General features: G+C 51.0%; 13 protein-coding genes. 7 read left to right on the plus strand and 6 right to left on the minus strand.

Features of this window, described 5'->3' with window-relative positions:
- Positions 1-3: 3 nt before the first annotated feature.
- Positions 4-732 carry a nitroreductase family protein gene (locus tag ACO0K4_RS03015; protein ID WP_422955113.1) on the plus strand — a complete coding sequence of 243 codons (729 nt, stop codon included), beginning with the start codon at positions 4-6 and terminating at the stop codon, positions 730-732.
- 216 nt (positions 733-948) lie between these two features.
- Here ACO0K4_RS03015 and ACO0K4_RS03020 read toward each other — a convergent pair whose 3' ends face one another.
- Positions 949-1,902: a 1-aminocyclopropane-1-carboxylate deaminase/D-cysteine desulfhydrase gene (locus tag ACO0K4_RS03020; RefSeq protein ID WP_422955114.1), complete on the minus strand. Its 954-nt coding sequence runs from the start codon at positions 1,900-1,902 to the stop codon at positions 949-951.
- A gap of 132 nt (positions 1,903-2,034) precedes the next feature.
- Between ACO0K4_RS03020 and ACO0K4_RS03025 the strand changes: the two genes are divergently transcribed.
- Entirely contained in the window at positions 2,035-2,694 is a 660-nt protein-coding gene (locus ACO0K4_RS03025) for a GGDEF domain-containing protein (RefSeq protein WP_422955115.1), read from the plus strand.
- A 148-nt stretch (positions 2,695-2,842) separates the two neighbouring features.
- Positions 2,843-4,801, plus strand: coding sequence for a CocE/NonD family hydrolase (locus ACO0K4_RS03030; RefSeq protein ID WP_422955116.1), 1,959 nt, complete (start codon positions 2,843-2,845; stop codon positions 4,799-4,801).
- Positions 4,802-5,000: 199 nt separating this feature from the next.
- Here the strand turns inward: ACO0K4_RS03030 and ACO0K4_RS03035 are convergent, their stop codons facing one another.
- Positions 5,001-5,609, minus strand: a complete 609-nt coding sequence (locus ACO0K4_RS03035) for a chalcone isomerase family protein (protein ID WP_422955117.1) — start codon at positions 5,607-5,609, stop codon at positions 5,001-5,003.
- A gap of 56 nt (positions 5,610-5,665) precedes the next feature.
- Entirely contained in the window at positions 5,666-6,694 is a 1,029-nt protein-coding gene (locus tag ACO0K4_RS03040; RefSeq protein ID WP_422955118.1) for a SphA family protein, read from the minus strand.
- 887 nt (positions 6,695-7,581) lie between these two features.
- Here ACO0K4_RS03040 and ACO0K4_RS03045 point away from each other — a divergent pair.
- From ACO0K4_RS03045 to ACO0K4_RS03055, 3 genes are all read left to right on the plus strand, one after another.
- Positions 7,582-9,315 (plus strand): HD-GYP domain-containing protein, encoded by a 1,734-nt coding sequence (locus ACO0K4_RS03045; RefSeq protein WP_422955119.1) that lies wholly within the window; start codon positions 7,582-7,584, stop codon positions 9,313-9,315.
- 88 nt (positions 9,316-9,403) lie between these two features.
- A complete protein-coding gene (locus ACO0K4_RS03050) occupies positions 9,404-10,711 on the plus strand; it encodes a putative bifunctional diguanylate cyclase/phosphodiesterase (RefSeq protein WP_422955120.1) in 1,308 nt (435 codons plus the stop codon).
- A 49-nt stretch (positions 10,712-10,760) separates the two neighbouring features.
- A complete protein-coding gene (locus ACO0K4_RS03055) occupies positions 10,761-11,681 on the plus strand; it encodes a methylglyoxal synthase (protein ID WP_422955121.1) in 921 nt (306 codons plus the stop codon).
- Between the two features lie 158 nt (positions 11,682-11,839).
- On the opposite strand, the gene ACO0K4_RS03060 is transcribed toward ACO0K4_RS03055, so the two are convergent.
- From ACO0K4_RS03060 to ACO0K4_RS03070, 3 genes are all read right to left on the minus strand, one after another.
- Positions 11,840-12,619: a hypothetical protein gene (locus ACO0K4_RS03060; protein WP_422955122.1), complete on the minus strand. Its 780-nt coding sequence runs from the start codon at positions 12,617-12,619 to the stop codon at positions 11,840-11,842.
- A gap of 101 nt (positions 12,620-12,720) precedes the next feature.
- Entirely contained in the window at positions 12,721-13,533 is an 813-nt protein-coding gene (locus ACO0K4_RS03065; protein WP_422955123.1) for a DUF2491 family protein, read from the minus strand.
- 8 nt (positions 13,534-13,541) lie between these two features.
- Positions 13,542-14,474: a hypothetical protein gene (locus ACO0K4_RS03070; RefSeq protein WP_422955124.1), complete on the minus strand. Its 933-nt coding sequence runs from the start codon at positions 14,472-14,474 to the stop codon at positions 13,542-13,544.
- A 134-nt stretch (positions 14,475-14,608) separates the two neighbouring features.
- Here ACO0K4_RS03070 and ACO0K4_RS03075 point away from each other — a divergent pair, with 134 nt between their 5' ends.
- Positions 14,609-15,106 (plus strand): phage regulatory CII family protein, encoded by a 498-nt coding sequence (locus tag ACO0K4_RS03075; RefSeq protein ID WP_422955125.1) that lies wholly within the window; start codon positions 14,609-14,611, stop codon positions 15,104-15,106.
- Positions 15,107-15,544 lie beyond the last annotated feature (438 nt).

Here is a 15,544-nt window from a genome sequence, read left to right on the forward strand (position 1 = left end):
CTTATGAACATCCAGGATCAGCTGCCGCCTTGGGCGGACTTCCAGGCTGCGAATCGCTTTCGCCGGGCAATTCGCGAATTTAACTCTACCCCGGTTCCTCAGGAGGACGTGGAGGCATTGCTGGCGGAGGCGGTGTATGCGCCCTCAAGCGGGAATCTGCAACCTTACGAGTTGCACTGGATTCGCACGCCGGCTCTGAAAGAGCTTATTGCAAAGGCTTGTAACGGTCAGAAAGCGGCGGCATCAGCCAAAGAGTTGATCGTCGTCGTCGCCAGTCCTGCAATAGCCCGGAAAACCGCCGCAACGCAACTCGCCCATCTAGATTCGTCCTCTACGCTGGCAGAAAAGTCCAAAAACTACCACCGCAAGCACATCGCTAAATTTCTAAAGATTATTGGCATCGGAGGACTGCCAATCTGGACGCCGCTTGTTTCTGTCGCCGCAATGATACGCCCAACATTGTCCTTGCTACCGGTTGGTCACATTGGCAGCCGCCATTGGGCTGCGCGTAATGCGGTTTTTGCTGCTCAAACGATCATGCTGGGGGCGGCAGCGAGAGGAATAGACTCATGCCCGATGGAAGGCTTTTCTGCAACGAAGGTCGCCAGGCTTTTAGGTCTGCCACGCGGTTCTGTCATTCCATTAGTTATCGCACTTGGATATCGTCATGATGACGCAAGGATTGAAGAGCGCTGGCGCCGTCCGATGAACGACGTTGTGATATCACACTAGAGCTTATTGGCATTCAAACGACGCGCTCCCGTCCGCAATATAGGATAGCAAAGTAAGCCCGTGGTCCATCAAGCAAAGAGGAACTTCCAAGAGCCATTTAATCGATATTTCATGGAACCGCTTATTCCTGACTGCTCTCTTTGTCTCTGTGCCTCTGTGATGAGCGGTCTTGATTTTTGCATCAGTCCTATCGGTGTGATTTTCACTATGGAAGCTTTAGAGGCTCGCAAAGCCACGGGCGCCTTGTAAACCGCCGGTATGCACCATCAGCACCCGCTTCCCGCCTTGCCACTGGCCGCTCTGGCACAGCTGCATCAGCGCATACAGGACTTTGCCGGTATAAACCGGCTCGATCGCGATCCCCGTCTCGGCGGTAAACGCATGACAAAATTCACGTAATACCGGTGGTGCTTTACCGTAGCCGCCGTGATGATGTTCCGTGAGCAAGGCATAATTCTCATAGGCCGGATAAGCTGCACGTCTGAGCAGATCGGCAATCTCGTCATGCAAATACGCCGCGTTTTTTAAAGCAGCAATACCAACGACCTGAGAGCGACCACGCAAACCGGCGAGGACACCCGCCAGTGTCGCGCCGGTACCACACGCGAGCACAATGCTATCCGGGACAAAACCGGTTTGCGCAATCGCCTCATCAACCAGCTCCGCCACTCCGTGCAGGGCATCGGCAGTACTGCCACCTTCAGGCAGCCACACGTAATCTGCCTCTGCGGTCTTAGCTCCCACTGCCACATCTGCCCGTATGTGCGATGCCAGCTGAGAACGCCAGGCCTCCGTTTGTTCACGCAGTACACGGTAAGCATCTCGTGTCACCGGAACGATCTGCATTCCTAAGGCACGACAATCATTGAGCGTCGCCGTCTGCATTTCAGGTGCTGCACGCACCAGGCCAATAGACGACCAGCCAGCCAGCGCCGCCGCATGCGCAGTGGCATGCAGGTGATTCGACCAGGCACCGCCCATGGTGACCAGCGTCGGCGAACGACCTGCGAGTTGTTGTAACGGGTATTTGAGTTTGCGGAATTTATTGCCCGAGACCTGAGGATGCAGCAAGTCATCGCGTTTCACCCAGAGCTCAATCCCCGGAAAAAAACGGGAGACCAGAAGCTGGCAAGGTGAGACAGAAAAAGTAAAAAGCGACTGGGGTTGCATGGAAAATTGCTGACAGCAAACATCAAAATGGTAGAGTAACCGTATTATCACCTGACTTATTGCCTGACACGCGCCTGATGCCAGGTTTACATCCGACCAGGCGTCTGACAATGAAGGTATCTGGAGAACCCAATGTCGAATGACAAAACCCCACCAAACCGGAAAGCTGAGCTGCAATTATCACAAGCCATTCATCAGCTCAAAAACGGCGGTGAAAAAGAAGCCGTGCTGCCTTTGCTGGAAACGGTAATGGCACATCTGGAGCGCATGACCAGACACGATCCGCTGACCGGCGCACTGAACCGTAATGCACTGATCGACAGTCTGAATGCTGAGCTAAACCGCTCACACCGTACCGGACACACCTTCTCGGTAGCGATTATCCGTATCGATGGTTTTCAAGAAATGATGGAGCGCTATGGCCGTCCCGTCGCGGTGCAGATTCTGCGCCGGCTCACACAAGAAACCCAGCTACTGTTGCGCACTCTCGATTCCTTCGGTCGCAATAATGCCGACGAATTCGTGATCGTCATGCCAACGACCTGGATAGATCAGAGTATCAAAGCGATTAATCGCCTCAAGCAAACTTATGGGGCAATTGACTGGACCGGTATCGCTGAACAAGTGCAGATTTCTTTTTGTACCGGCCTCACTACGAATGCGCAAGGCGACAGCGCCGAAGCCATGCTGGACAGGGCCCGTCAGGCGCTGCTGGCTGCGCAAGCTAAGGGACGTGACAGCGTCAGTCAGATCGAACCTGGCTTACCGGATTTTGACCCGGAAAAACTCTGAACAAGATCCGCTAAATTTTTTGCTGCACGGAACTTGTGCGCAGTGAGAAGACCTAAGGCCTGTTGATAACGAAATCGAATTGCGATTGCGTTATCAACAGGCCTTAAACCAATATAAATACCAAAGCAAACACCACAGGGAGAAGTGCATGAACAAAGCGTCACGCTTGTCATGGATCATTGCGGGCCTCGTCATGAGCGCTGCCTCGCCGCTGATCCAGGCTGGCACTATCGTTGGGAAAAGCGATCAGAGTAATGAGCAAGCACTCGATGAGCGCAGTGAACAGATCAAACTGCGCAGCGACTATGTGAGAAAAAATTACAGTAAGTTTGAATACCGCATCCCTATGCGTGACGGCAAGCACCTGTTCACTGCGGTGTATATTCCGAATGATGCCAGCGCCAGCAAACGCTATCCGATGCTGATGCAGCGCACACCGTATTCCGTCGGCCCGTATGGCAGTTCACAGTACAAACGCTTTTTAGGAGCGACTGCGGACTATGAGAAAGAAGGGTTTATTTTTGTTTTTCAAGATGTGCGCGGCACCACGATGTCCGAGGGCGATTATGTGAATATGCGCCCGCAGATCGACAAGAAGTCCAAGACCGATTTTGACGAAAGCACCGACACCTACGACACCATCGACTGGCTAATCAAAAACATCCCGAACAACAATGGAAAAATCGGCCAGTGGGGTATTTCTTACCCGGGATTTTATACTTCGGCTGGCGCAATCGATTCGCATCCGGCATTAAAAGCTGTCTCTCCACAGGCACCGATTGCCGACTGGTTCCGTGGTGATGACATGCATCGTAACGGCGCCTTTAATTTACAAATGGCCTTCGGTTTTTTTAGCGGCTTTGCCAAACCAAGACCAGTACCGACCGATGTCGACAAGGACAAGCCGTTTGACTACGGCACGCCAGACGGCTATCAGTTTTTTATCGATCTCGGCGCTCTGTCGAATGCCAATCCCAAGTATTTTAAAAATGCGATCCCGTATTGGAATGAAATTGCGCAGCATCCGAATTACGACAGCTACTGGCAAAGCCATAATCTGCTGCCGCATTTAAAAAACATTAAAGCCGCTGTACTGACCGTCGGCGGCTGGTATGACACAGAAGATTTGTATGGTCCTTTGCAAACCTACAAAGCCATAGAGAAGCTGAACCCCGGCATCAGCAATACGCTGGTGATCGGTCCGTGGACACACGGAGGCTGGACCCGTAGCGACGGGGATAAAGTGGGGGATGCACATTTCGGTTTTAAGACCGCATTGAGTTATCAGCCTGTCGAATTCGCGTTCTTCAAACATCATCTCAAAGGTGGCGATAAACCAAACCTGCCTGAGGCCTGGATGTTTGAGACCGGTGCCAACCGCTGGCGTGGCTTTGATGCCTGGCCACCCAAAAATGTGACGCCGAAATCGCTGTATTTTCACGCAAATGGCAAACTCGATTTCAGCGCGCCTGACGACAAGTCAAACAATACGGCATTTGACGAATACATCAGCGATCCGGCGAAACCTGTGCCTTACACCACAGAAATTTCGACTCGCTGGAGCAGTCAGTACGTGGCAGCAGATCAGCGTTTTGCTTCACGTCGTCCTGATGTCGTGAGCTACCAGACCGAGGTACTGGAACGCGATGTCACCCTGGCAGGGCCGCTAACTGCCGATCTGTTTGTCAGCACGACGGGAACGGATGCGGATTTCGTCGTGAAACTGATTGATGTGAACCCGGCTGAAATGACCACGCCAGAAGGAGAGATTAATCGCGGTGCGCAACAAACACTGGTGAGGGGAGAGCCTTTCCGGGCGCGCTTCCGCGAGAGTTTTTCTAACCCTAAACCTTTTGTGCCGGATCAGGTGACGAAGGTGAATTTCAGTATCAACGATGTGCTGCATACCTTCCAGCGCGGTCACCGGATTATGGTACAGATACAGTCAAGCTGGTTCCCGTTTATCGACCGCAATCCGCAAACCTATGTGCCGAATATTTTTGACGCCAAAGACAGTGATTTTATTAAAGCAACACACAAGATTTATCACGTCAAAGGACAGGCTAGCGCCTTGCAGGTACAGGTGTTGCCCGCACTCGATGAATAGACCGGCATAGAAAATTTTACGCTCTAAAAAATCAGGGATGTGGCACTGTTTTATCAAACAGCATCACATCCCTGATTTTCTTGATACCGGCAAGGAACTTCTACAATTCTCAAAACGAATCCGCAAGGAGAGTGCGCCTGTTGGCACGAAAAACCTTGGGAACCCGCATCCGGCCTGCGGGTTCCCATTGACGCCTCTTTTATTCCTTATCGCCTAACAATAAACGCTTGAGTTTATTATCTGCGACGTTTTCACCCAACCAGATTTTCAAAATCGCTTGCATGGTCAAATCGTCTTTCAGGGTTTCGCCGATTTGCTTATTGTTGGAACGAAATACCGTACCCTTGCCGCGAGTCCAGTCTATCGTCATGACGTCGCCGACTTTCCAGTCGCCGATTGTTGCAAAACCTTCCCCCAGCGCCAGCAACTGATGCACCAGCTGATTACGCTCTTCCTTGGTGGTACTGGAGCGGATGTCTGCCAGAAAGCGACGGCTCATTAATTCGCTTTCGACTTCTTTCAACATCACCAGCTTGATACGGATGGGACCGGTAGATGCTAACAATTCCTGGCTCGTGGTTCTGAGCTTCGGTGTGTAGATACCGATATTAAAAATCTTTACACGCTTGATCACATGCGGGCCGCTGCCGTTCAATAACAGGGTTTGTCCGTCAAGCTGTTGTGTCTCTTCCAGCGTCGCTGGTACAGGATCCTTGCCAGCATGCGCTGCTGGCACAGCTGTCAGGGATAAAAATAAGGCGATGCATGCAGTACGCATTGTCTGCACGAGGTAATTTGATGTGGTCATGATGTGTCCTTACTGTCCTGCTGCAACTGATCCCAGTGGCAGCAGGCGCTGGCTGATTAAAACAAACGACTCAAGGTCAACAGGGCGAAGCCGCCTGCCGGACGTGCGCGTGCGGAAAATTCCTTCAGATATTTGAATTCCACCTGTGTTTTCAAATCATCGGTCTGGTAGCTGACGATAGGGCCAAGCGATGCAACGTGGGCGCGATTGCCGTTCACGATGGTTAAGGCGCTAGTGCCGTTAGGATCCTGATCGTCCGTCACTTGTTGCAGGTAATACCCTTGCAGGCCTGCTTTGACATTGTTGGAGAACTGATAGCTGCCGATATATTCGAGATGCACGTACTGACCCGACTTGTAATCGGTGTCGCGGTTCGCCGTGCTGTAGTTATAAGCCAGCGATGCCGCCAGATCAAAACCAGAGTCAGTAGACCATGCCGCAGATACCAGAGGACGGAAAGAATAAGAATTCAGACCCAGATTAACCTGACTGTTTTTATCGAAAGAGCCGGTAGGCACATCGATGTTCATGGCGGCGACCAGAGACAAGCTTTCAAACTTCCAGCTGATGAAGCCGGCGAGTTCAACGTCACCCACACCACTGCGGCTACCGCTGGCGGCGGCGGATGCATCGGTGCTGATTTTTTGTTGTAAAGCGACTGGCAACGGCGTGTTGATATTGATGGTGATGTCGCGCTTTTTATTCAATAAAGGGACTGCAACGTAGCCACCGTAACGACCGCCCAAGATGGCGTCTTCGCTGACATAGACGAGTTTTGGAATAATCGCATCAACCTTGATACTCGCTTTGACAGAACCGTTCAGGACCACGGGAATGCCGGGTACCGATTTACGGAATACCAGATCATCGCCATTGCTATCTTTGACGGTATCAGAGCGGTAGCTCGGTGCAACGATCTGGCCGTACACGCCGGACAGCGGCAGGATAGCGGAATCCAGACCCCAGATGCCCATAGGCACGGCGACTTCGTTATTTTCAGCAGCAAATGCAGCAGGTGCGAATGCGCTCATACCGACAATGATGGAGCCGGTAGCAAGGCCTGCGATTGAAAAGCGAGATTTCATATTTTCTCCAGAACGTTGATGCCATCGACGCATCAGCAACGAGGCGAGCCAAAGCTGACGCCATTGCCTGCGACCGACCGCAAGTAAATTAAAAAGGAATAGCAAAGACACGAAACGCAGAGGAACTATCTAAAATGACAGAAGACCATTCAACGCATGTCTGTCTGATTGCGCGATTGGGAAGTCGATAAGCATCGACCATATTGCAGAGTAAGCGGGTACCACCTGATCAAAACGGTGGTCAACATTCCGGTTTTCGGGAAGAACTGACTAATGCAATAACGAATGCAAGTAACGTCTTTAAAATAATTCAAACAAACTTAGTGTGTTGCTTGGGCGTAATGATAACGTGATCCTCGTCAATACCGAAGCTGGCAAACCGGGCTCTGGGCCGGAATCATGCCCGGATACGTAGACGGATATTGAGCTCAAGGCAATATTCGTGGTTTTTTTGAACACCATTGAATAGGGCTTTCCCTAGGCAAACCGTTTGCCGCACGACGAACGTATTGGTCGCACCATCAAAATTTGGTTAACCCTACTAATCGCCCCAAAAGAATGCAAACTATTGTGATAAATCGCAAAAATGCGCTAAATCATGGCATTTTTTATTTTTTCCTGGGAAATCCCTGGTTTGGGGAATCCTGATAATCAAGAAAAAACACGACTTTTTTTTTAACCTGCATGAACTGGGTATCAGAAAAAAAAACCAAAAAATTCCAAAAAAATTCCAAAAACCACATGTTTATTCCATGTTTGCAAAACGCCTTTTGTTGACGCCTGGCAACGATAGTCTTTTTAAGCAACTACCGCTATCATTGATACAGCATCAGGCGAAATCTGCCTGGAGAATTCCTGATATTTCACCATCTAACTGATACGGCTTCGTGATTCAACAGCAAAGAAAATTATGCCAATCGCTGCGGGTCAGTATTGAAGATTTGCGCCTGGGTATGTTTATCTCGGAGCTCGACCGGCCCTGGGTAAATTCACCGTTCATGATGCAAGGTTTTTTACTTACCGAGACACTGGACTGGCAAACCCTGCAATCACTGGTGCGCGAAGTCGTGATCGATCCACGGCGCAGTGATCCTGCGTCTTTGTTGCATCTGCCCTGGGATGTGGTACACGAAGCACTCGGAGCGCCAGAACCGGTGAGAGCCCCATTAGCAAAAGCAGGACTAAAAGAAACCCTGGTGGCGCGCAAACGGTCTCCCGCTGACTCTGTTTCTAAAAAATATACGACCGAACTGACGACTCATGCCCTGATTGCCTGGGTCAGCAATCTGTTTAGCAGTGCTGCAAAACCAGCTAAAAGCACTAATCAGCGCCCCAAGCAGCCCAAGCCTTATTACCTGCGTTATGCCAGTTCTGAACGCCATCACAACAGCAAATCCGGCAACCGGCATGGCAGGAATGTACGCGCAGATCGTGCCAGTAAGCTAACGCCGGGATCCAGTCCACAGTTCAGCGCCCTGATCGCCAGCTTATACCCGCGCGACACCATTTTTGCGCCTTTGAGCTGGATGGAGCGCTGGCAAAACTGGCGCCAGCAACGTAGTCACGGCAAAGTAACTCAGCGGGGTAATAATTTCCGTAAATTGCCCGCCCGCAAACGCAAACACGATTACTTACCAAGTTCGATCCCTCTGGTTAAATACCAGGATGGCATGCCAATCGAGGAAGAACTAAAGTATGCACGCAGCGGTATCACGCAAGCCGATGCCATGCTGAAAAAACTCTCGCTGGATCTCAACAACGATCGCAGCATTGTTCTGGAAGAAGTACAGCCCGCAGTCCAGTTGCTGACGGAAAGCGTGATCTCGAATCCATCGGCTTTGATGTGGCTGATTCGCATGCAATCCGAAAACGCGAACGCCTATGCGCATAGCCTGAAAGTCGCGATTTATATGATGGCCTTGGGTCGTCATCTCGGTTTTTCACGCCAGCAATTAACCGAGCTTGGCTTTATTGGCTTGCTACTCGACATCGGCAAACTCGAACTGCCCGATGCGTTGCTCGAAAAACCGGAAAAACTCTCCGAAGATGAAAACTCACTGATGCAAACCCATGTCAGTGCAAGTATCGACATTCTGGAGAGTAAAGAACCATTAGCAAAAAACGTCATGCTCGGTATCAGTGAACATCACGAGCGCCTGGACGGTAGCGGTTATCCGAATGGACTGACGGGTAATGCAATCAGTATTTTTGGCCGTATGGCGGCGATTGCTGACAGTTTTGCCGCGATGACCTCAGCACGTCCGTATGACATCACCCGTTCCGCATTTGATGCGATGAAAGAATTGTTCAAACTGGCGGGTACACAGTTACATGCACCGCTGGTCGAAGAGTTTGTTCAGGCAGTAGGGATTTTCCCTGTAGGCAGCATGATAGAACTATCCACTGGCGAAGTAGGTATCGTGCTTGAGCATAATAAAATCCGTAGACTGGAGCCAAAAATACTCTTGCTGACTGCCGCAGATAAAAGTTTATTGGCAAAACCTGGTCTGATGGACTTAATGTTGCAGGAAAATGTCTCAGAAAATGAGAGAATGAAGATACTGCGCGGTTTGCCTGACGGTGCCTATGGTCTGGCTTGCCGAGATTATTATCAGGCTTAATCCTTCAGAAAAACTGAACAAACCCGACAGACCCAATCAAGCTCACCTGAGCGTAATCAGGCTAAACCGACCTCATCAGGCACTATGCATGTCTAACTCAGCAACCACGCCGGCAGTATCCCTGACTGAACTTGCATCCGTCAGCGTGTTTTTTTCCGAATTACAAAAAGAGATGGCGGCCGCGAATGAAACCTCGTCTGTTGCCGTACTGGTCATGTCGCTGCAACGCTCGGACCGGATTGCCGCACTCTTACTTGATGAATACGCTGAAGAAGTGAAACAACAGTTTTTACTGCGCGTCCATCCGGTCTTACGCAGCAAGGATAAGTTTGTCTTTGTCAATGAAAACGAATGCTGGTTCATTCTGCCACAACTGTCGTCCGAAGCCCTGTCTGTACTGGCTGTACACAGATTGCTCAGCGAATTGAATGTGCCGATCAAGGTCAATGACCACACTGTATTTTTAACCCCAAGCATCGGCATTGCCTGCGCACCTATGCATACGCATTCGGCATTTGCCTTATTACGTGCCGCAGACACCGCGCAAAAACATGCGCATGCTGCGAATCTGAAGTTCCTGATGGCCGCGACGGAAGAAAGCAATCAGGTCATTGCCGCCGATCTGCCGAAAATGCTGGGTGAAGTCTTAGATGCCAATAGTTTGATGGTGGTATACCAGCCGAAAGTCGATCTGGCCTCACGTCGCATGATTTCTGTCGAGGCACTGGTGCGCTGGCCTGGCGACCACCCGAAAACGGTACCGACAAATATTCTGATCGATGTCGCGGAACGTACCGGCATGATTGAGTCGCTGACGCTCAGAGTACTGAATAATGTCATGCGCGACTACTGCACCTGGAAAGCCGCAGGACTTGAGGTACTGATCTGGGTCAATTTATCGACCCGTCTGCTGGAGCTGGAGCAACTCCCAAAAATCCTGCAACGCGTGTTGAACATCTGGGATGTGCCAGCATCGGCAATCGGTTTGGAGATTACCGAAAGTGCGTTTATCCACGACATAGAACATAGTACCGACCTGCTGTTTGAATTAAAAAAACTCGGCTTCCACTTATCGATTGATGATTTTGGAACTGGGTATTCGTCACTTGCCTATCTGCGTCGCTTCCCGATTGATGAGCTGAAGATTGACCGCATGTTCGTACATGGGATGGCAAGCTCGATGCAAGACAAGCAAATCGTGCAAAGTATTATTGATCTGGGACATAACTTCGGTTTGCCGGTCATTGCAGAAGGAGTAGAAACTGCTGAGACTCTGGCTGAGCTCGACGCTCTAGGCTGCGATCAGGTACAAGGCTATTTCTTCGCCAAACCCATGCAAGCAGAACACATACTCGGCTGGCGTGAGCGCTTTCATGCGCAGGCTACTGACGATTAATTGATCAGTTCAGTTCATTCTTTTTACTCTGCTTCTTCAGCTCTGTCTTATGACTCAAGATTTCACACGTTCTACACGCCGCCTCCGCATCGGACTGATCGCCAATCGCGGTCATCAGGATGCGCCTGACTCTGCATTAGTCCAGTTATTGCGTGGTGCGAAAGCCGCTTTACAGACCCTGCAACCAGAAATGATCGTCGTCGGCCGCACTCTGGACGCGATGATTTCGCATGGTTTAATCGATTGTTGTCCTGTCCATGAGCGCTTCCCTTATGGCCGCGACGGCGGTTTGATGAAGCTGGTCTCACGCGTCGTCGACAGTGACCCGGCACGTGCCGTTGACGCGGTAATTTATCTGATCGATCCGGTCGATCCTTCGTCAATTTTCCCGGAAGCGCTGGCTCTCAAGCGCCAGTGCGTGATTCATGGCAAACCCTTTTTATCGACGCTGGCAGCAGCGCGTGAATGGCTGGAGCTTGAGGCCTATGCCTTGCAGGCGCCAGTCGATATCAGCGTAGATGCCAGCCTGAATTCCAGCTTCATATTTGCCAATGAAGGTATTGCGCTGATCGCCCACGACGCCATGAAAAACCGTATGCTGGCGCTGGCTGAAAAACACTTTACCTTGCTCGATCAGTTTGCCCACCGTTATGCCACCGGTACTACGGGCGGGCTATTGAATCAGCTCGCACAAAAAATCAAAGGGCAGGAAGCGGGCAAGCACTGGGTCCAGCCTTTTCTCTCCGGCCCTCTGGGCGGTGATGCGCAAATTGCCGAACTGGTACTGGACAAGCAAATACGCCGTATCCTGTTCCTCGAAGATCCCCACGTCGCCCGTCAGCATGAAGCAGATATCCAGTTGCTAGAACGCGCGGCACGCACAGTCACTGCCTACGCCACCGTGATCAGCGATGCCGACGGCAGCGACCGCTGGCTCAGTTTGCTGACCCGACGCGCTGCTCATTCTTAAAGCTGACCAATCACCCCAACGCGCCGACAGAGGCAGTGGAGATGTAAAACGTAATGACGATACAAAAAAGATGCAATCCGTTTTTACGAATTGCATCTTCATTCAAACAACCTCAAACTATTTCAAACTATTTCAAACCACCTCAGGCAATGACTCAACTAGGCGGCGGCGCTGATCTCCGCAGGTTTAGCTGACAAGCGCTGCAAGCGTTGCAAAGTGGTTTCACCGGCAGTATCTGCCTGACTCACCGATTTACGGATAGCCTCAATTTCTGCTGCCTGGTCAAGCGGCTTCTGACCGATGTCGGCGACGATGCGCATTCCTGCTGCCTCGTTGCTGACGGTTTGTGCACGACGGGTCAGGGCGTCCAGCGCGCTTGATTGCCCCTTCATTCCAGACAAATTCGCCAACTGACCCTGACGCTCTACACGCAATTCCTGCAAGTCTTTTTGCGCTTTGGCGCTGGCCAGATTTTGTAAGGCTTTCTTCGCTGCCGCATCGAAATCCGCCAGTTGTCTAGACAGAGCATCAACGATTTTTTGCAATTCGTTCATATACTCTTGTGCGTCAATTTCTTCTTGCAACTCTAATGGCAAACGCGATTTATTGGCTTCGAGCTCATCGCAAAACAGGCTGACGGTGGCTTCAGAAATCTGACCAGACGCCAGTCGCTCGGCCAAAGTACCAGAAGCTTTTTCGTCATTGGCAATCAGCTCACGCAGTTTGACGACGTCGGTGTGTTCTTTATCGAATGCAGCGCGTGCTGTCGCGAGTTTTTGGGCGCTTTCTCTGAGTGTGTCAGCCAGCCGATCACGGTCTGCTTCTGTTGCGGTCTCCGGGTCGAAATTGGCAATCGCTTCGGAGACTTTGTCGCCTAATACGCCAAAGTGTTTGGAGATCAAGCGTGCTGTCAGGCCCCAACCATTCAAATTGCTCATTTTGTATCCTCTCAAGGAAGTAAAGGTACTGCGTTGTAATATAAAAAAAGACCGCTCTGCTGTTGTATTGCCTTGCTACTTAACGATTACTGATGTGCCGCTTATTGGATCAGCAACCGATCCAGTTCTACTGGAATCCCTATCATGAAATCGACGTGAATCTGGCGGCGACTGCTGTCACCATCCTGACTTCTGACGATCTCGGTACTAATTAATAAACTCTCGCGCTGTCCGTCCAGTGCACGGCTATATGGCATAAAGATCAGATCCTGTATCAGTCCATGCTGACCGCCAGCGTCGTCGATCCGGCTTTCCTGCGCCTGAAACGGTGTGACAAAATCACTCAGCGGATCACCGGCATCACGGCTATAGTCGAGATGACCGGCATCACCGAAAATGCTATCCAGACTGGCCTCATCCCAAGCCAGGCCAGTAAGCTGCTCACGCCATAAGGTGTAGCTCCGGTCACCCAGACCGTAACCCGCTGATCCCGAATAGGCTTCCTGATCTTCACTACTTTCAGGTATCAAACGAGTCAGGCGGCTGTAGTACATGAGTTCAGAAATATCGCCTGCATCGTTTTGATACAACTGAATAAAACACTCCTTATCGTCCTGATCACCGGTCAGCAGGTAATAGCGGTACAAGCTACCTGCAATGTCCAGCCGTACCCGGCTGATGGCGCAGATCAACGAGTCTTTCTCTTCCGGCATGCTGATCAGCGAACCCTGACTTACTGCACGGATAAACGGTGTTTTTTGTAAGTTCACAACACCGCCGATACGGGCGCGTAAAGGCAGGTTCACATCTTCACGCGCTGCCTGCTGATGCTGACTTTCAGCACTGGCAACCGCGTTATTGCTATGTTTGCCGAATAATTTTCCGGCATATTGATAGGCGTCTTTCCAGGCCATGATGCGGTTTATACCTTTCCTAAAGTGTAGTTACTGCGAACTTCCTGGCGATGCTTGCTAACTTGCCTCCATTTGTAAATCATCCAGCCCAGCCCGCCTAGCAAGGCTGTCCAGAGCGTGACGCGTAATAGTGACCAGCCCAGGGATTCGGACTCTTCTGGTTTAGCTTTGGCATTCGTGGCTTGATCTGCGGTTTCCTTATTCGTCACACCGGAGGTCTGGCTGCTGCTGTTAGTGTTGTTGCTATCTATGGGGAGCGTGTCACGCGGACGGTTATCTACATTCACCGTGGTATGCGGACGGCTCAAAGCCTGACCCAGCATAAAGCCCATGAACATACCGCCCATCGAACTGTGTTCACGCTGGACGATGATGGTCTGCGGCGCTGCTGATATTGCTGGTGTCGCTACAGGCGTTGCTGGCGCGCCCGCGTTTGCATTACCAGTCCAGTTAGCATTCGCACCTGCGCCTGCTTGCGCTGCCGGTGGCGTATTACCGAAGCCAGTTCGTACTGGTTCCAAAGGCTTACCCGTCACGCTGAGGTTGCGCTCCGCATCACTATTTTTGCCATTGCGTGCATCAAGGTTTTTCATTGCAGTCGCTTGCGAGCGGCTATTGTCCATGTCGCGGTTCAGAGCTGAGGTCGATTTAGCCGGTGTGGCCGGTGTTACCGCAGACGACGAGCCAAAACTGCCGAAACTGCTGTTGCCCGCTTTGCGGTCGTTTGCGACATTGCCGTTACTGCCACTGATCGTGCCGTTATTACTGCTGCGGCTCATCGCACTTTTTTGCGAAGAGAAGCCACCTTTAAAACTATGTGAGGAACCACTCGAACGACTCGCCGTACCGGCATACGCGGCATGGCTGATCGAGATCACCGGCATCAGAACGATCAGGCTGGTGATCATCGCTTTGCTGAGCTGGGTTTTCAGTAAGTTCATTGCGTGCGTCCGTGGTTAAGTTATCTGCAACTCTGTACAATCTGTTCACTCAAAACATTGTGTGAAGATTTGTTAAAACGAAGCATAGTGAGCAAAAAGACAAATCGCATCGGTAATAAAAAGGGAAAATCACCATGACGCGTAAGTACTCGGATATGAATCAGCATGACGCTCTGTATAAAGTGGCGCGTGCCTATCCCGGCGGGCTGGAAGCGCTGGCTGCGCGCCTGGAAGTGTCAGTGAATGTGTTGCGAAATAAACTCGCGCCCGGCATCGAATCGCATTACCCATCATTTGAAGAGTTATCGCAAATCGTCGAACTATGTCGTCAGGCAGGGGTCAAAGATGCGCTGCTACCCTTGCATGCCTTGTTAGGACGGCATGGAATGGCCGCTTTTGTGGTGCCGGAACCGGATCAGATCAGCGACGACGATTTATCACAAACTGTTTGTCGCGTGATGAGCCAGGTCGGTAGTGTCGCCGAGGTCGTGTCAGATGCCTTGATGGATGGGGTCATTACCGTAGCAGAGGCTGACCTGATCGAACGTGAATTCCAGGGTGCGCTGACGGCGCTGGGAGAATGGCGTGCCAGAATCCGTGCTCACCATAAGCGGGAAGATCATAAAAAGTAAGCCTATTTTTACGTCGCCCGCATGGCCCTTGTCATCATCCCGGTATGCCAGAGGGCGGTATGTTGTCCGGCTTGCAGGGATCAATGATTTGCAAAAGAAATACGCGCCTGACGAGACACTCAGCGCTGCTTTACAATGAGAGATTACCGTCATTCTGCACCTCTCTGCAAGGATATACTCCATCTTAGTATATTTTAAATCCCTATATAAAACGTGCGGATTAGCCCTCTTTTATATAGTCGTAAGGGGGAGTATAGTAAAAATTCGATCTTGCCACAGTCATTGTAGCCGCAGTTTGCGCTTTTTTAACCGGAATTGTGCGTGAGGATTTGAGAAATGACGGACGTATTTGCCGAGGTGGTTTTGGCGTGATTTTGGTGTATTTAGCGTAAATGAGGCGTGCACGGCAAGTCATATGCAACAGAGAACGTCAGCATT

Source organism: Undibacterium sp. RuTC16W (genome assembly GCF_049339445.1).
Taxonomy (GTDB): domain Bacteria; phylum Pseudomonadota; class Gammaproteobacteria; order Burkholderiales; family Burkholderiaceae_D; genus Undibacterium.